The organism is Ferrovibrio sp. (genome assembly GCF_041906005.1).
Lineage (GTDB): Bacteria > Pseudomonadota > Alphaproteobacteria > Ferrovibrionales > Ferrovibrionaceae > Ferrovibrio.
Map to the genome: position 1 here is coordinate 3,382,123 of NZ_JAYRJY010000001.1, position 17,026 is coordinate 3,399,148.

At 63.4% G+C, this 17,026-nt stretch carries 16 protein-coding genes; 12 read left to right on the top strand and 4 right to left on the bottom strand.

The genetic code is table 11. The features are described from left to right. A complete protein-coding gene (locus tag ACE3OO_RS16620) occupies positions 1-1,440 on the top strand; it encodes a malonyl-CoA decarboxylase (RefSeq protein WP_374304556.1) in 1,440 nt (479 codons plus the stop codon). On the opposite strand, the gene ACE3OO_RS16625 is transcribed toward ACE3OO_RS16620, so the two are convergent. Genes ACE3OO_RS16625 through ACE3OO_RS16635 form a run of 3 tightly spaced genes read right to left on the bottom strand, consistent with a single transcriptional unit; the run spans position 1,437 to position 3,575 of the window. Further along, positions 1,437-1,949 carry a CinA family protein gene (locus tag ACE3OO_RS16625; RefSeq protein ID WP_374304557.1) on the bottom strand — a complete coding sequence of 171 codons (513 nt, stop codon included), beginning with the start codon at positions 1,947-1,949 and terminating at the stop codon, positions 1,437-1,439. The two genes, ACE3OO_RS16620 and ACE3OO_RS16625, sit on opposite strands and share 4 nt — an antisense overlap. Before the next feature lies 1 nt (position 1,950). Further along, entirely contained in the window at positions 1,951-2,409 is a 459-nt protein-coding gene (locus ACE3OO_RS16630) for a phosphatidylglycerophosphatase A (RefSeq protein ID WP_374304558.1), read from the bottom strand. Beyond that, positions 2,406-3,575 (bottom strand): bifunctional 2-C-methyl-D-erythritol 4-phosphate cytidylyltransferase/2-C-methyl-D-erythritol 2,4-cyclodiphosphate synthase, encoded by a 1,170-nt coding sequence (locus ACE3OO_RS16635; RefSeq protein WP_374304559.1) that lies wholly within the window; start codon positions 3,573-3,575, stop codon positions 2,406-2,408. The genes ACE3OO_RS16630 and ACE3OO_RS16635 overlap by 4 nt, the downstream gene beginning before the upstream one ends. Before the next feature lie 155 nt (positions 3,576-3,730). On the opposite strand from ACE3OO_RS16635, the gene dusB reads away from it, so the two are divergent. The 8 genes from dusB to hfq all read left to right on the top strand — a co-directional run bounded on the left by dusB (position 3,731) and on the right by hfq (position 13,894). Next, positions 3,731-4,717: a tRNA dihydrouridine synthase DusB gene (gene dusB / locus ACE3OO_RS16640; RefSeq protein WP_374304560.1), complete on the top strand. Its 987-nt coding sequence runs from the start codon at positions 3,731-3,733 to the stop codon at positions 4,715-4,717. Next, a complete protein-coding gene (locus ACE3OO_RS16645) occupies positions 4,717-5,841 on the top strand; it encodes a nitrogen regulation protein NR(II) (protein WP_374304561.1) in 1,125 nt (374 codons plus the stop codon). Before dusB ends, ACE3OO_RS16645 begins: the two co-directional genes overlap by 1 nt. Continuing rightward, a complete protein-coding gene (ntrC, locus tag ACE3OO_RS16650) occupies positions 5,838-7,286 on the top strand; it encodes a nitrogen regulation protein NR(I) (RefSeq protein ID WP_374304562.1) in 1,449 nt (482 codons plus the stop codon). The genes ACE3OO_RS16645 and ntrC overlap by 4 nt, the downstream gene beginning before the upstream one ends. A gap of 77 nt (positions 7,287-7,363) precedes the next feature. Next, entirely contained in the window at positions 7,364-9,697 is a 2,334-nt protein-coding gene (locus ACE3OO_RS16655) for an ATP-binding protein (RefSeq protein ID WP_374304563.1), read from the top strand. Continuing rightward, a complete protein-coding gene (locus tag ACE3OO_RS16660) occupies positions 9,687-11,078 on the top strand; it encodes a sigma-54-dependent transcriptional regulator (RefSeq protein ID WP_374304564.1) in 1,392 nt (463 codons plus the stop codon). Before ACE3OO_RS16655 ends, ACE3OO_RS16660 begins: the two co-directional genes overlap by 11 nt. Positions 11,079-11,096: 18 nt before the next feature. Continuing rightward, positions 11,097-12,473 (top strand): Trk system potassium transporter TrkA, encoded by a 1,377-nt coding sequence (gene trkA / locus ACE3OO_RS16665; protein ID WP_374304565.1) that lies wholly within the window; start codon positions 11,097-11,099, stop codon positions 12,471-12,473. A gap of 22 nt (positions 12,474-12,495) precedes the next feature. Beyond that, positions 12,496-13,392, top strand: coding sequence for a D-amino-acid transaminase (locus tag ACE3OO_RS16670; RefSeq protein WP_374304566.1), 897 nt, complete (start codon positions 12,496-12,498; stop codon positions 13,390-13,392). Between the two features lie 229 nt (positions 13,393-13,621). Further along, a complete protein-coding gene (gene hfq / locus ACE3OO_RS16675; RefSeq protein WP_374304567.1) occupies positions 13,622-13,894 on the top strand; it encodes an RNA chaperone Hfq in 273 nt (90 codons plus the stop codon). Here the strand turns inward: hfq and ACE3OO_RS16680 are convergent. Then, the gene (locus ACE3OO_RS16680) at positions 13,891-14,016 is read right to left on the bottom strand and encodes a hypothetical protein (protein WP_374304568.1); all 126 of its coding nucleotides are present in this window, start codon (positions 14,014-14,016) and stop codon (positions 13,891-13,893) included. The genes hfq and ACE3OO_RS16680 overlap by 4 nt on opposite strands. Positions 14,017-14,058: 42 nt before the next feature. Between ACE3OO_RS16680 and hflX the strand changes: the two genes are divergently transcribed. The 3 genes from hflX to ACE3OO_RS16695 are packed head-to-tail and all read left to right on the top strand — an operon-like array spanning position 14,059 to position 16,945. Beyond that, a complete protein-coding gene (gene hflX, locus ACE3OO_RS16685) occupies positions 14,059-15,288 on the top strand; it encodes a GTPase HflX (RefSeq protein WP_374304569.1) in 1,230 nt (409 codons plus the stop codon). Further along, complete coding sequence (locus ACE3OO_RS16690) at positions 15,285-16,115, top strand: inositol monophosphatase family protein (protein ID WP_374304570.1); 831 nt, start codon at positions 15,285-15,287, stop codon at positions 16,113-16,115. The genes hflX and ACE3OO_RS16690 overlap by 4 nt, the downstream gene beginning before the upstream one ends. Beyond that, entirely contained in the window at positions 16,115-16,945 is an 831-nt protein-coding gene (locus tag ACE3OO_RS16695) for an inositol monophosphatase (protein WP_374304571.1), read from the top strand. Before ACE3OO_RS16690 ends, ACE3OO_RS16695 begins: the two co-directional genes overlap by 1 nt. Positions 16,946-17,026 lie beyond the last annotated feature (81 nt).

Below are 17,026 nucleotides of genomic sequence, written 5' to 3' on the forward strand. Positions count from 1 at the left end.
ATGGTTGCCTTGCCGACGCTTCCCAATATCTCGATGTCCGGCACCTTGTTGGAACGCGGCCTGCGCAGTCTGGTCGGTGCGTGGCGCGGCATCGCCGGTGGCGACGAGACGGCCCAGCTCGGCCGTAACGGTGAACTGGATGCCAGGGATATCGAGCGCCTGCGCGGCCTGTTCAACGATTGCCTGGAGGCGCGCGGCGGCGAGGTTTCGGCGCGTGCGCGCGCCGCTGCCCTCGGCCGGCTTTACCTGGGACTGAACGATGCCGGGAAGGTCAGCTTCCTGAAGGTGCTGGCCGGCGGCTTCGGCGCCGATCCCGCTTTGCTGGACAAAAAGATCGGCGAGGTGCAGCAGGCCGCCGATCCGGTGGCGCGGCATAAGGCCGAGCGCAAATTGCGGCAGGCCCTGACGCCACCGCGCCAGCGCTTGCTCACCCAGTTCACGGCTTTGCCGCAGGGCGTCAAATTCCTGGTCGATCTGCGCGCCGATGCTTTGCGTTTCCGCAAGGAGGCACCGGAACTGGGCATTGTGGATGCCGATCTGGAAGACCTGTTCATCGCCTGGTTCGATGTGGGTTTCCTGGAATTGCAGCGCATCTCGTGGAACAGCCCGGCGGCCTTGCTGGAGAAACTGATCGCCTACGAGGCCGTGCATGCCATCGAAAGCTGGGACGACCTGCGCAACCGGCTGGATGCGGACCGGCGCTGTTATGCGTTTTTCCACCCGCGCATGCCGCTGGAACCGCTGATCTTCGTGGAGGTGGCTCTGGTGAAAGGGATCGCGGGGAATGTGCAATCCCTGCTGGATCAAAGCCAGCCGGTGCTCGATCCACGCGAGGCCGATACGGCGATCTTCTATTCGATCTCGAATACGCAGACCGGCCTGCGCGGCATTTCCTTCGGCAATTTCCTGATCAAGCGCGTGGTGGACGACCTGAGCCGCGACCTGCCGAACCTGAAGCAGTTCTCGACGCTTTCACCCATCCCGGGCTTCCGCGCGTGGCTGGACGAGATCATTGCGGAAGGCGCCCCCGACCTGGTGGATGCCAAGGCGCGCGATCAATTGCGCGAGGTGCTGGGGCAGCGTTTCTCCAAGGGGATGCTGCCCGGTCTGCTGCAGGATCGCGGCTGGGTAGAGAACGCGGCCCTGGCCGATGCGCTCAAGCCGGTTCTGCTCCGGCTCTGCGCGCGCTATCTGCTCTCGGCCCAGGACAAGACCGGCAAGCCGCGCGATCCGGTGGCGCGTTTTCATTTGAGCAACGGCGCCACCGTGCATCGCCTGAACTGGCTGGGCGACCGCTCGAAAAACGGCCTGAAACAGTCGGCCGGCATGATGGTGAACTATCTGTATCGCCTGGATGACATCGACCAGAACCACGAACGCTTCGTGCGCGACGGCACTGTGGCGGCGTCCGGCGAGGTGCGGCGGCTGGCCGATCTTTAATCGGCGGCCGCCACCATCTGCTTCAGCATTTCGCCGGCCAGCGTGAGGGCGTCTTCCACGGTGGCGGCGCGCACGGCGGCGCGGCCGATATCGCCATAGGTCATGCGCTGGTGCATGGTTTCCTGCCCCGTGCCGGCAACCGCGATATGCACAAGGCCGACAGGTTTCTCAACGCTGCCGCCGCCCGGGCCGGCGATGCCGGTGCAGGCGATGGCGATGTCGGCTTCACTTTTGCGCAGGCAGCCTTCCGCCATGGCACGCGCCACGGCTTCCGAAACGGCGCCATGGCCGGCGATGATTTCCGCCGGCACGCCCAGCGAGGCCGATTTCGCCGCATTGGAATAGGTGACGAAGCCGCGATCGAAAGCCGCAGACGAGCCGGCGATTTCGGTCAGTGTGGCGGCGATCAGTCCGCCGGTGCAGGATTCAGCAGTGGCCAACATGGCACCGTGTTTGTGGCATTCGGCCAACAGGGTTTCGGCCAGGCGCAGCAGAGTGTCATCCATCATGTCACCACCAGAAATGCATCAGCGCCAGCATCATGCCCATGCCATAGAGGCCGGCAAACAGGTCGTCGATCAAAACGCCCGGCGCGCCGTGCAGGTTGCGGTCGGCCCAGGAAGCCGGCCAGATTTTCGTCATATCGAAAAAACGGAAAACGATGAAGCCGATCAGGTAGAGCAGGGGGTCGAGCGGCACGAAGACCAGTGTCAGCCATTGGCCGGCCACTTCATCGATCACGATTTCGCCCGGATCCTCGCCGGGCCAGTGCGTCAGGTATTCGCGGATGGCCCACAGCGACAGCAACGCAGCTGTCATGGCGGCAACAGCCAGCAGCCACGGCCCACCCAGGGATTGCAGCACCCAGGCGAAGGGCAGGGCGCCGGCCGAACCCCACGTGCCCGGCATTTTCGGCAGCTTGCCAAGGCCGAACCAGGTGCAGAGCAGGAAGGCGATATTGCGCATCATGCCGGCAGCCGGATGGTGGCCATGGCCTGTGCGGCAATGCCTTCACGTCGTCCGGTGAAACCGAGCTTCTCCGTGGTTGTCGCCTTCACGCTCACGCGATCCACGGCAATACCGAGGATGCTTGCGATACGCGCGCGGATCGCCTCGCGGTGCGGGCCGATCTTCGGTGCCTCGCAGATGATCGTGATATCGCAATGGGCGATGATCCCGTTGCGCGCCACGATCTTGTCGGCGGCATGGCGCAGGAAGGCTGCAGAGTCGGCATTCTTCCAGCGCGCATCGGAGGGCGGGAAATGCTGGCCGATATCGCCATCGGCCAATGCGCCCAGGATGGCATCGGTCAGGGCGTGCAGGGCCACATCGGCATCGGAATGGCCGGCCAGACCATGATCATGAGCGATTTCGATGCCGCCGATCATCAGCTTGCGGCCGGGCTGGTCACTGAAGGCGTGTACGTCGAAACCCTGGCCGATGCGGATATCGGCCAGTTGCATCAACACCTGCCGTTCGGCGCGAACGAAGTCTGCCGGCTCGGTCACTTTGAAATTCTCCTCTGAGCCGGGCACAAGGCGCACGCCCAAGCCGGCATGTTCGGCCACCGCCGCATCGTCGGTGAGGGCGAGGCCGGCATTTTGGCGATGGGCGGCCAGGATATCGTTGAAGTGGAAAGCCTGGGGGGTCTGGGCGCGCCACAAGCCCTGACGGTCGACGCTGCCATGGGCAAGGCCCTGACCATCCTGTTTCAGGGTGTCGACCACGGGAATGGCCAGAATGGCACCTGGCGCCTGCTTGAGCATATCGAGCAGGGCATCGATCCGGTCCTGCCGCAGAAATGGGCGGGCTGCGTCATGAATCAGCACAACGGAGGGCGGATCATGGGCCAATGCTTCCAGACCCAGGCGTACGCTATCCTGCCGGGCGGCTCCGCCCAGGCAGGGCGGCAACAAGCGGGTTTCGTTTTCCAGGCCCTTTGTGGCGGCGCGATAGTCTTCCATATCACTGGGGTGGATCACGACCATGACCCGTGCTATTGCCCCGTGGGCCAGGAAGGCATCAATACTGTGGCGGAGCAGGGGTTTTCCACCAAGCCTATGGTATTGCTTGGGCTTTTCCCCGCCGGCGCGGCTTCCGCGGCCGGCGGCGACGATCAGGGCCGTGGCTGTCATGGCTGCACCCTAGCCTGAGCGGCGCAAGCCGGCAAAGGTCAGGCCCTTGGCGATGTCCGGACCCGGATTTAATCCGGTCGCGGAATGATGTTGCAGCGCAGTAAGAAACCGCCTAGAGTGAACAACAACTGGGCACCCAGGAATGTGTGCAAAAAATGAGCATAAAAATTGGTCCCGTCTCGATTGAAGACCCCGTGATCCTGGCACCGATGTCAGGCGTCACCGATTTGCCGTTCCGTCGCTTGGTGAAGCGCAGCGGCGCGGGTCTTGTCGTATCTGAAATGATCGCCTCCGAGGCCATGGTGCGGTCGTCGCGGCAATCCCTGAAAATGGCCGAGGTCGCGCCGGAAGAATTCCCGATGTCGGTGCAGCTCGCTGGCTGCGAAGGCCATGTGATGGCCGAGGCCGCGAAGCTGAATGAAGACAAAGGCGCGGCCATCATCGATATCAATATGGGTTGCCCGGTGAAGAAGGTGGTGAACGGTCATGCCGGTTCCGCGCTGATGCGCGACCTGCAGCATGCCAAGGGCCTGCTTACCGCCACGGTGAAGGCCGTGAAGCTGCCGGTGACGCTGAAGATGCGCACCGGCTGGGACGAAGCCAACCGCAATGCGCCGGAACTGGCGCGCATCGCCGAGGGCGAGGGCATCCGGATGCTCACCGTTCATGGCCGCACACGCAACCAGATGTATAACGGGCGCGCCGACTGGGCCTTCGTGCGCAAGGTGAAAGAAGCGGTCTCCATCCCGGTCGTGGTCAACGGCGATATCACGACACTGGAGGAGGCGCAGGAGGCGCTGGCGCAGTCCGGCGCCGATGGTGTGATGATCGGTCGTGGTGCCTATGGTCGCCCGTGGTTCCTGCGTCAGGTGATGGAATTTCTGAAATCCGGCGCACGTCTGCCCGATCCGTCGCTGCAGGACCAGCGCGATACGGTGCTGGAGCATTATGACGCCATGCTTGAGCATTATGGCGTGCAGACCGGTCTGAAAATCGCGCGCAAGCACGTGGCGTGGTATTCCAAGGGGCTGCCCGGTTCGGCCGAATTCCGCACCCGCATCATGCAGATCGACGAGCCGGCGCAGGTGCGTCAGGCCGTGCGTGATTTCTATGCGCCACAGCTCGACCGGATGGCCGCCTGATGCAGTCGGCTGAACAACAGATGGTCGCGCCGCCGATCGACGCCACCCAGGTTCTCGGCGCCATCCCCAATCCAATCCTCGTGGTCGGCCGGCAGGGCGACATCACTTACGCCAATCCGGCGGCGGAACAGTTTTTCGATTCCGGCGCGGCCGTGCTGGCCCGGCAGAACCTGCGCGATCTGGTGCCTTTCGGCAGCCCGGTATTGCAACTGGTCAGCCAGGTCTTCCGCGAGCGCTACAGCGTGTCGGAATACGATGTGGATCTCGGTTCGCCGCGACTGGGGGAACGTCTGGTCGATGTTCAGGTTTCACCGGTTCCGGAAGCGCCCGATCATGTGATCGTGCGCTTTGACGAACGCAGCATGGCGGCCAAGATCGGCCGGGCGCTGACGCATCGCGGCGCCGCCCGTTCGGTGACCGGCATGGCGGCCGTGCTGGCGCATGAAGTGAAGAACCCCTTGAGCGGCATTCGCGGCGCGGCGCAGTTGCTGGAGCTGAACGCCAGCCAGGCGGATCGCGAGCTGACGCGGCTGATCTGCGATGAGACGGATCGCATCTGCGCGCTGGTCGACAGCATGGAGGTGTTTTCCGACAAGCGCCCGATCGAGCGCGGCCCGGTCAACATCCATCAGGTGCTCGAGCATGTGCGCAAGGTGGCCCAGGCGGGGTTCGGCAAGCATATCCGCTTCGTCGAGCGCTACGATCCGTCGCTGCCGCCTGTCTATGGCAACCGCGACCAGTTGGTGCAGGTCTTCCTCAATCTGGTGAAGAATGCCGCCGAGGCGATCGGCGACGATCCGGGCGGTGAGATCGTGCTGACCACGGCCTACCGCCATGGCGTGCGGCTGGCCGTGCGCGGTTCGCGCGACAGGTTGCATCTGCCGCTGGAAGTCTCGGTTCAGGATAACGGCCCCGGCGTTCCGGAAGACATCCGGCCACATTTGTTTGATCCGTTTGTGACAACCAAGGTCAGCGGTTCTGGCCTCGGTCTTGCATTGGTTGCCAAGATCATCGGCGACCATGGCGGCGTGATCGAGTGCGACAGCCGCCCGCGCCGTACCGTTTTCAGTGCGCGTTTGCCGGTTCATAACCCGGCCGTGGAAGCATCCGGAGAGTCTGAATGAGTCAAAAGGGCACCATTCTCGTCGCCGACGACGACCGCTCGATCCGTACCGTTCTGGATCAGGCGCTGGGCCGGGTCGGTTATCAGGTGCGCTCCACCGGCAATGCCGCAACCCTGTGGCGCTGGGCGTCTGAAGGTGAAGGCGAGCTGATCATTACCGACGTGGTGATGCCCGACGAAAACGGCCTCGACCTCCTGCCGCGCATCAAGCGGATCCGGCCTGATCTGCCCATCATCGTGATGAGCGCGCAGAAAACCCTGCTCACCGCTGTCAAGGCCGCCGAACGCGGCGCCTATGATTACCTGCCCAAGCCCTTTGACCTGAAGGAACTGCTGCGGGTCGTCGAGCGTGCCCTCAGTCAGCCCAAGGCCGCGCCGCAGGAAGATGCCGAAGCCGCCGCGGATGAGGAAAAGTTGCCGCTGATCGGCCGTTCGCCGGCAATGCAGGAAATCTACCGCGTGATGGCCCGCCTGATGGGCACGGACCTCACCGTGCTGATCTATGGCGAGTCCGGCACCGGCAAGGAACTGGTCGCCCGCGCGCTGCATGATTACGGCAAGCGCCGCAACGGACCATTTGTCGCCATCAACATGGCGGCGATCCCGCGCGAACTGATCGAATCCGAATTGTTCGGCCACGAGAAGGGGGCCTTCACCGGCGCCGCCAATCGGTATGCCGGCCGTTTCGAGCAGGCCGAAGGCGGCACATTGTTCCTCGATGAAATCGGCGACATGCCGATCGAGGCGCAAACCAGACTGTTGCGCGTGCTGCAGCAGGGCGAATACACCACGGTTGGCGGCCGCACGCCGATCCGCACGGATGTCCGCATCGTTGCCGCCACCAACCGCGACCTGCGCCAGGCCGTGAACCAGGGCCTGTTCCGCGAAGATCTTTTCTATCGACTGAACGTCGTGCCGCTGCGCCTGCCGCCGCTGCGCGAACGCAGCGAGGATATTCCCGATCTGGTGCGGCATTTTCTGAACCAGTCCGCCGCCCAGGGGCTGCCGACCAAGACGGTATCGCCGGAAGCCATGGAGCGTATCCGCCGCTACCGCTGGCCGGGCAATGTGCGTGAACTGGAAAACCTGGTCCGCCGTCTGGCCGCCTTGTATGCCGATGATGTCATCGGCATCGAGGTGATCGACAATGAACTGGCCGAGCCGCCGCAGGCGCCGCGTCCTGCCGAGCCGGGCGAGGAAGAGACCCTGACCGGTGCCATTGAGCGGCACCTGACCAAGTATTTCGCCACCCAGGGCGACGACCTGCCGCCTCCGGGCCTGTATGACCGGATGCTGCGCGAACTGGAAATTCCCCTGATTTCCCTCAGCCTGGCGGCCACCCGTGGCAACCAGATCAAGGCCGCCCATATGCTGGGGCTGAACCGGAATACCCTGCGCAAGAAGATCAGGGATCATAACATCCAGGTGATTCGGGGCCTCAAATAGGGGCGCTTCCGGACTGGTGCTAGCCGGACCGGCCTGGGGTATGATCCCCGGATGTTCCGGCCAGCGATTCATCAGCCATGACCGACGAGACGATCCACGCTGCCAATGAGCAGCCGGCGGGTCCTCCGGCCCTGCGTCTGCTGCGTCGGGGGATCGACTGGTTCCGCCGCCATCGGCTGATCCGTCATCTGGAAATCTCGCTGGCTATCGCGGCCCTGGTGGCCGGCACCCTGACCTATCTGGCGATGACCCCGGGCGCCAACCGGGACCTGACCCCGCGCGACGTTCAGATCCTGCTGCTGAGCGATCTGGTGATCCTGCTCGGGCTCACCAGCCTGGTGGCGCGCCGCCTGGTGGTGCTGTGGATGCAGCGACGGCGCGGCGCGGCGGGATCGCGCCTGCATGCCCGCATGGTGATGCTGTTCGCCACCGTTACGGCGCTGCCCACGGTGATGATGACGGTATTCGCCGTGTTGTTCTTCAATCTCGGTCTGCAGACCTGGTTCAGCGAACGGGTCAATTCTGCGGTGAAGGCGTCGGTTGCGATTGCCGAGGCGTATATCCAGGAGCACCGCAAGACGATCCGCGCCGACGTTCTGGCGATGGCCGTGGATCTCAATCGCGAAGCGCCCCGTCTGACGCGCAGCCCGGCCACCTTCCAGCAGGCGGTGCGTCAGCTTTCGCGCTTGCGTGGCCTGGGCGAAGCCATTGTTTTCACGTCCACTGGCGAAATCCTGGCCAGAAACGAACTCAGCCTGTTGATGGAGTTCGAACGTATTCCCACCCGCGCCATCCAGGACGCCAATGCCGGCCAGGTGGTTATCATCACGGCGGAAACGGATGACCGTGTGCGGGCCCTGATCCGGCTGGATGGCTATCTCGATGCTTATCTCTATGTGGGGCGTTTCATCGATGCGAAGGTACTGGGCGAGCTGGAGCGGACCCGGGTCGCCGCCCAGCAATACAGTCGCCTGGAACAGGCCCGCTCGGCACTGGAAATCAATTTCGCGATCCTGTTTCTCCTGGTTTCGCTGCTGCTGCTGCTGGCGGCGATCTGGTTTGCACTGCTGATCGCCAATCGCCTGGTGGCGCCAATCGGCGAGGTTGTCGGGGCGGCCGAACGGATTCGCAGCGGCGACTTGACGGCACGTGTGACGGAGCGCGCCGACGACGATGAAATTGCCACCTTGGGGCGCACCTTCAACCGCATGACCGGCCAGCTGGCCGCTCAGCAATCCGAGCTGATCGCCGCGAACCGTCAGCTTGATGAGCGTCGCCGCTTTACCGAAACAGTGCTGGGCGGCGTATCGGCCGGCGTGATCGGCATCGATCCGCAGGGAAGGGTGACGTTGCCGAATCCATCGGCCCAGTCCATGCTTCAGAAAGATTACGACGACATGGTCGGGCGGCCCTTCGCCGAAGTGGCACCCGAGATGGCCGAATTGTTTGATCGATTGGCCGGCAATACCAGCGAAGCGGTGGAACGCGGGCAGGTTGTCGTATCGCGGCCGGACGGAAACCGCACGCTGCTGGTGCGTATCGCCCGTGAATCGACTGGCAACGAATTGCTTGGGTACGTCGCCACGTTTGATGATGTCAGCGAGCTGATGGCGGCACAACGCAATGCCGCCTGGGCCGATATTGCCCGTCGCATCGCTCATGAAATCAAGAATCCCCTGACCCCGATCCAGCTTTCCGCCGAACGGCTCAAGCGCAAGTATCTGAAGGAAGTGCAGACCGATCCGGAGATTTTCTCACAGTGCACCGACACGATCATCCGCCAGGTGGGCGATATCGGCCGCATGGTGGATGAATTCTCCACCTTTGCCCGGATGCCGCGCCCGGTCTATCGGGAAGAAGACCTGGGGCAACTGGTGCGCCAGGGCGTATTCATGCAGCAGGTGGCGCGCAACGATATCCGGTTCGAAAGTTTTGTTCCCGCCGATCCCGTGCACTTAAGCTGCGATGCGCGCCAGATCGCCCAGGTTCTGACCAATATCCTGCAGAATGCCATCGACGCTATTGATGGGCGCGAGCGTCAGGCCGGGGAAACCCTGCCGCCGGGCCGGATCGTCATTTCTCTGGCGGTTGCCTCCGGTGCGGCCGAGATCACGGTGCGGGATAATGGGCGCGGTCTTCCGGTCGAGAACCGCGATCGCCTGTTCGAGCCGTATGTCACAACCCGCAGCAAGGGTACCGGTCTCGGCCTTGCGATTGTGAAAAAGATCATCGAGGAACATGGCGGCAGCATCACGCTGACCGATGCGGCGGCTGTTGATCCCGCTGCGGGAAGTGGTAGTTTGGCGCGGATTCGCCTGCCGCATCTTGTTATCGGGAATGCCGATGCCGCAGAGACGGCCGCCCGCAGCGAGGCGGACCGCAAGCTAGGATCGAGTAGTCATGGCGCGTGATATTCTGATTGTCGACGATGAAGCCGACATCCGCAATCTGATTGCGGGCATCCTGCAGGACGAGGGTTATGAAACCCGGATGGCTTCCGATTCCGACAGTGCGCTTCGCGAGATTGAAGCGCGGCGCCCCAACGCGGTGATCCTGGATATCTGGCTGCAGGGCAGCAAGCTGGACGGCATGGAAATACTGGATCGCATCATCCGCGACCATGCCAGCGTACCGGTGATCATGATTTCCGGCCACGGCAATATCGAAACGGCGGTGTCAGCGATCAAGCGCGGCGCCTATGACTATATCGAGAAGCCGTTCAAGAGCGACCGTTTGTTGCTGCTGGTGGAGCGTGCGCTCGAACAGGCCCGGCTGAAACGCGAGAACGAGGACCTGCGTCAGCGATCAGGCACCATAGCCGAGCTGATTGGATCGTCGCCGGCGATTGTGGCTTTGCGCCAGGCTATCGACCGGATTGCGCCCACCAACAGTCGGGTTCTGATCTCTGGCCCTGCGGGCGCGGGCAAGGAGTTGGTCGCCCGTCTTCTGCACAAACGGTCGCGCCGTGCTGGCGGGCCGTTCGTCAGCCTCAATGTGGCGGCAATGACCTCCGAACGTGTCGAGGCCCAGCTTTTCGGCGTAGAGGAATCGGTGAATGGACAGCGCCAGCATAGCATTGGCGTGCTGGAAGAGGCCCACGGCGGCACGCTTTTTCTTGATGAAGTGGCGGAAATGTCCGGTGAGGCGCAGGCCAAGCTGCTGCGGGTTCTGACCGAGCAGGGCTTCGAGCGTGTTGGCGGCCGTACGCGCGTCCAAGTGGATGTGCGGATCATTTCGGGTACCACGCATGATCTTTCGATGCGCGTGGGGCAGGGCATATTCCGGCAGGATCTGTTCCATCGCCTGAACGTTGTGCCGCTGAAGGTGGCTGCCCTGCGCGATCGGCGGGAAGATATCCCGTTGCTTGCCCGGCATTTTGCCCGCATCGAGGCGCAGCGGCAGGGCGTGCCTGAACGCGAATTGGCCGAGGACGCGCTGCTGGCTCTGCAATCGGCTGAATGGCCCGGCAATGTGCGCGAACTGCGCAATGCGATCGCACGGCTGTTGATCATGATGCCCGCCGATCAGAAGGGCGCCATCCACGCCGACATGCTGCCATCCGATCTGGGGGCGACACCGCCGGTTGCCCTGCGGCCCGAAACCACAACGGAAGTGATGAGCCTGCCGCTGCGCGATGCGCGAGAGATGTTTGAGCGGGAATATCTGCTGGCGCAGATCACACGCTTTGGCGGCAATGTTTCGCGCACGGCCAGCTTCATCGGCATGGAGCGCTCGGCGCTGCACCGAAAATTGAAAGCCTTGGGCGTGGTCAATCTCGACCGTAACGGATAACGGGAGCGGGAGTTTGCCATGAAGGTGATCGTGTGCGGCGCAGGTCTGGTGGGAACGACCATCGCGCGACAGCTTGCCGCGGATGGCAACGAAGTCACGATGATCGACGTTTCGTCCGACCGCGCCAACAAGGCGGCGGAAAGCTATGACCTGCGAGGCATCGTTGGTCATGCCTCGCATCCGGATGTCCTGGAGCAGGCCGGCGCGGCGGATTCCGACATGCTGATCGCGGTTACCTTCGCCGACGAGGTGAACATGGTGGCCTGCGAAGTGGCGCATGCATTGTTTAACGTGCCCACAAAAATCGCGCGCGTTCGCGCCCAGAGCTACCTGAAACCGGAATGGGCGGATCTGTTCAACCAGAAGCACATTTCTATCGACTATATCATTTCACCCGAGATCGAGGTGGCGCGGGCCATCCATCGCCGTATCCTGACGCCCGGCGCCTTTGACATGATCCCGTTTGCCGATGACAGGCTGCGCCTGATCGGCGTGCGGCTGGATGAAGACTGCCCGGTGCTGAACACGCCGCTGCGTCAATTGACCGGCCTGTTCCCCGATCTGGCCATCAATATCTGCGGCATCAACCGCAACGGTGCCTTGCTGGTGCCTGATGCCAACGACCATCTGGAGGCCGGCGACGAGATCTATTTCTGCGCCCTGAAAGACCATGTCCAGCGTGGCATGCGCCTGTTCGGCCATGAGGAGCGGGAAGCCCGCCGCATCGTGCTTTGCGGAGGCGGCAATATCGGCATGTTCCTGGCGCGCGAAATCGAGGCTGCGCAGCCCTCGGTTCTGCTGAAAGTGGTGGAGGCCAACCGGGATCGCGCTGAATTCGTCGCGGGGCAACTCAAGAATGCCGTTGTGCTGAACGGCGATTCCCTCGACATGGATATCCTGAACGAAGCGAAGGTTGGCGCCGCGGAAGCCATCATCGCGCTGACCAACGACGACGAGGTGAATATCCTCACCTCCCTGCTGGCGAAGCGGGCGGGCGCCCAGCGTGCGATCACTCTGGTCAATAACCCGGCCTATGAGCCGCTGATCGGCTCGCTTGGCGTCGATGTCGTGGTCAATCCGCGCTCCACCACCGTATCCTCAATCCTCCAGCATGTGCGACGCGGCCGCATCCGTGGTGTTCATTCCCTGATGGACGGCGCGGCCGAGGTGATGGAAGCCGAAGCGGTGGAAACCAGCGCCCTGGTTGGCCGGCCGCTGGCCGAGCTGAACCTGCCGGATGGCCTGATGATTGGAGCCATCATTCGTGGCGATGCGGTGATGATCGCGCGTGGCGACAGTGAAATCGAAGCTGGCGACAGGGTGATCCTGTTCGTTCGGCGCGATGCGGTGAAAAAAGTCGAGAAACTCTTCGCCGTTCGCCTCGAGTTCTTCTAATCCCCAGAAAAGGTATCACGCGATGGCACGCGTTGCTTATGTCAATGGCCAGTATGTTCCCTACGGTCAGGCCGCCGTTCACGTCGAGGATCGTGGCTTTCAGTTTGCCGATGGCGTCTATGAAGTGATCGCGATTCTGAATGGCCGGCTGGTGGATGCGGAAGGGCATCTGGTCCGGCTGGAACGCAGTCTCGATGAGTTGCGCATCCGTCACCCGATGAGCCGCGCTGCCCTGACGGTAGTGCTGAATGAAACGGTCCGCCGCAACCGGGTTAAACAAGGCAATATCTATCTGCAGATCACGCGCGGCGCGGCGCGGCGGGAATTCGCCTTCCCCGGCGATATTCCGCCGACGGTGGTGGCCATTGCCCGTAGTGTCGATATGACCAAGGCGGCCGCCAACGCAGCCAGGGGCGTGGCGGCGATCACCCGCCCGGATATCCGCTGGGGCCGCTGTGACATCAAGTCGGTGGGTCTGCTGCCGGCCGCGCTGGCCAAGCAGGCGGCGAAGGAGGCCGGCGCTTACGAAGCCTGGCTGGTCGACCGCGACGGTTATGTGACCGAAGGCAGTTCCTCCAATGCCTGGATTGTGACGAAGGACAATGTGCTGGTGACCCGGGCGCTCAGCACCGCGATTCTGGGCGGCATCACCCGCAGCGCCATGCTGGAACTGGCCCGCCGGGAGGGGCTGACAGTGGAAAACCGGGCTTTCACGGTGGCCGAGGCGCTGGCTGCCAAAGAGGCTTTTGTCACCTCGACGACCTCTTATGCCATGCCCGTGGTCAGCCTCGATGGCCAGCCGATCGGCAATGGTGGCCCCGGCGTGGTGGCGTCCCGGCTTCGGGCGCTTTACGAGGCTCATGCCGCAAGTCACGGCGCCGGCGACGCGGACTGGGAGGCCGGTTTTCTCGCGCCCTGACAGGCGGTTTCGGCGCACAGGTTTGGTGACGACCGTCACGGTCAGGCGCGCGGTATTCCGTGCCGGGAAGCCGCCATTGTTTTGCCACTTTCGCGATTTAGTGATTTAATCTGCGAATGCGTGGGGCTGCGGCCGCCGCCTCCGCAGACGCGATCCGGTGCGACTTGGCCGGATTGCGTAAAAAAACAAAACAAAGACAACAAGATAAGAAAAGAAAGGTCCAAGAATTATGGCCGCCGACAAGCCTCAAAACGTCCAGGATGTCTTCCTCAACCACATCCGCAAAACCAAAACCCCGGTCACTGTATTCCTCGTCAACGGCGTCAAGCTGCAGGGTATCATCAGCTGGTTTGACAATTTCTCGGTGCTGCTGCGCCGGGACGGTCACATGCAGCTGGTCTACAAGCACGCCATCTCCACGGTGATGCCGTCCGGCCCGATCCAGCTGTTTGATCCGGCCGCCCAGGGCGGCGCCGGGCAGGCCCAGGGAGAGCAGGGCTAAGCTTTTTTCCTGCTGATGGCGATGTCCCGGTTGGTTATCCCGTGGGCATTGCTTATATGGCAGTGATGCCAGATCACATTGAAGGCGGCGACGAGCGCACCCGGCGTGCGCTCGTCCTGCATCCCACACTCAAATCCCCCGGTCCCAAGGCAACGGCAGCCGACATGCGTCGGCGCCCGGAGGCGCGGCTGGCCGAAGCGGTTGGCCTGGCCGCCGCCATCGAGCTTGAAGTCGTGCATGCCGAGGTGGTCTGGCTGTCGGCCTGGCGGCCTGCCACCCTGATCGGCAGCGGCAAGACCGAGGAACTGGCGGCCTGGATTGCCGAGCATCCGGTCGATGTCGTGATCGTGGATGCGGCCGTCACCCCGGTGCAGCAGCGCAACCTGGAACGTGCCCTGAAGGCCAAGGTGATCGACCGCACCGGCCTGATCCTTGAAATCTTTGGCGCTCGAGCCCGCACGCGAGAGGGTCGCCTGCAGGTCGAACTGGCGCATCTGAATTATCAGCGTTCGCGTCTGGTCCGGTCCTGGACCCACCTTGAGCGCCAGCGCGGCGGCTTCGGCTTCCTCGGCGGCCCGGGCGAAAGCCAGCTGGAAATCGACCGCCGCCTGATTGGCGAGCGCATCGCCCGCATCAAGCTTGACCTTGAGCAGGTGGTGAATACCCGCTCCCTGCATCGGCGGGCCCGCCAGAAGGTGCCATACCCGGTGGTGGCTCTGGTCGGTTACACCAATGCCGGCAAATCAACGCTGTTCAATCGCCTGACCGAAGCCGAGGTGCTGGCCAAGGACCTTTTGTTCGCCACCCTCGATCCAACCATGCGCACGGTGCGGCTGCCGTCTGGCCGGAACGTGATCCTCAGCGACACGGTGGGCTTCATCTCCGAACTGCCAACTCATTTGGTGGCGGCGTTCCGCGCCACGCTGGAAGAGGTGATCTCGGCCGATCTGATCCTGCACGTGCGCGACATGTCGCATCCCGATTGCGAGGCTCAGGCTGGAGACGTGCGTGATGTATTGGCATCCCTGGGCATCACGGATGACAGCGGCCACCGCCTGCTCGAAGCCTGGAACAAGGCCGACCAGCTTGAACCCGAAGCACGCGAGGCGCTGCAGAACCAGGCGGCGCGACAGCAGGACGCCATCGTGATCTCCGCCTTGGAGGGCACGGGCTGTGACGCATTGCTGCAACGGATCGATGCCATGCTGGGCGATGATCGAGTCGAGCTGGCTGTTACGCTGGATGCCGGCGATGGCGCGGCTTTGGCCTGGTTGCACAGGCATGGCGAAGTACTGGGCATGCAGGAACAGGACGGCCATCTCAAGCTGTCGGTGGCATTGTCGCAGGCTGAAGCCGGCAAATGGCTCAAACGGCAGGAGGGACAGCGGGCATGACCGCAAGGATAGACATGGATGCGGTGCGGCTGCTGATCGAGGAGGCGGCGCGCACGGCGATCATGCCGCGGTTTCGCCAGCTCAAGACAGGCGATATCGACCAGAAAGCAGGGCCGCATGACGTTGTCACCATTGCGGACAAAGACTCCGAGGCTTTCCTGACTCCGCGGTTGCAGGCCCTGATCCCGGGCTCTGCCGTGGTGGGCGAGGAGGCCGCCAGTGCCGATGAGACGATCATGGATGCCCTGCGCCGCCCTGGTGCGGCATGGCTGATCGATCCGGTGGATGGCACGGCCAATTTTGCCGTCGGCAATGCCCTGTTCGCCGTGATGGTGGCGCTGGTGCAGGATGGCGATGCCGTGGCGAGCTGGATCCACGATCCGGTGCGCGGCATCACCGCGATGGCCGAGAAGGGCGCCGGCGCCTGGATGCGCGAGGCCGATGGCAGCCAGCGCCGGCTGGCCACGCCGAAGCCGCCTTCGCTGGCGCATCTGTCGGGTGCCCCCAATATCCGCTACGGCGACCGCGATTTTGCCGCCCGTATCGGTTATCGCGCCGACAAGACGGCCGGTGTGCTGATCCTGCGCTGCGCCGGGCAGGAATACCTTGCCATCGCCGATGGCCATATCCATTACGCCGTCTATAACCGTGCCCTGCCATGGGACCATGCGGCCGGCTGCCTGCTGATCACCGAGGCAGGCGGCATTGCCAAAAGACTGAATGGCGATTTCTATCGTGCCGCCGACAAACCCTTCGGCTCTCCCCTTGTGGCGGCCTGCGGCGAGGATCAGTGGAACTGGCTCAAGGCCGGTATCTTCGATCCCTGATGACAACGTCCATCGACATGCAGGCGGTGGCCGATCTGCTTCTTGAGGTCGGCCGTGACATCGTCATGCCGCGTTTTCGCTGCCTGCGCGCCGAGGATGTCGCCGAAAAGACAAGTCACAAGGATCTGGTGACGGTGGCAGACGAGGAGGCCGAGGCTTTCCTCACGCCAAGGCTGGAGGCTTTATTGGCCGGCTCGCAGGCCGTGGGCGAGGAAGCCGTTGGCCGCAATCCAACGCTGATGGGGCGGCTGCGCGAGCCTGGACTGTCATGGCTGATCGATCCGATCGACGGCACGGCCAGTTTCGCGGTCGGCAGCCCGTTTTTCGCGACCATGGTGGCGCTGGTGCGCGGCGGCGATGCCGTGGCGAGCTGGATTCTCGATCCGCCGAGTGGTCGCCTGTACATGGCCGAGAAGGGGGCGGGGGCCTGGCTGCGGGAGCCGGATGGCAGTCTGCATCGCCTGCACATGCCATCGCCGCCGTCATTGGCGCATTTGTCCGGCGTGGCCAATTTCGGCATCAGCGACCGCGAGCTGGCGCGTCGGATGGCCTATCGGATCGATCAAACCGCCGGCATGCTGAACCTGCGCTGCTCGGGCCAGGAATATCCGGCCATGGCCCTGGGCCAGATTCACTGGGGCATTTATGGCCGCAATATCCCCTGGGATCATGCCCCCGGAACCTTGCTGGTTTGCGAAGCTGGCGGGATAGCCCGGCGGTTGAATGGGCAGGACTATCGGGCGGCCGATCCGCCGGGTGGCAGCCCCCTGGTGGCGGCCTGCGGCGAAGACCAGTGGAATTGGCTGAAAACAGGCATTTTCGACCCCTGATTTCGCCCCTGCAAGTGGGGCTCCCGGCATTGCTGCGGCCACCCCCGCCATGGTAGTTTCCGGGGCCTGATTCCAGGGCTG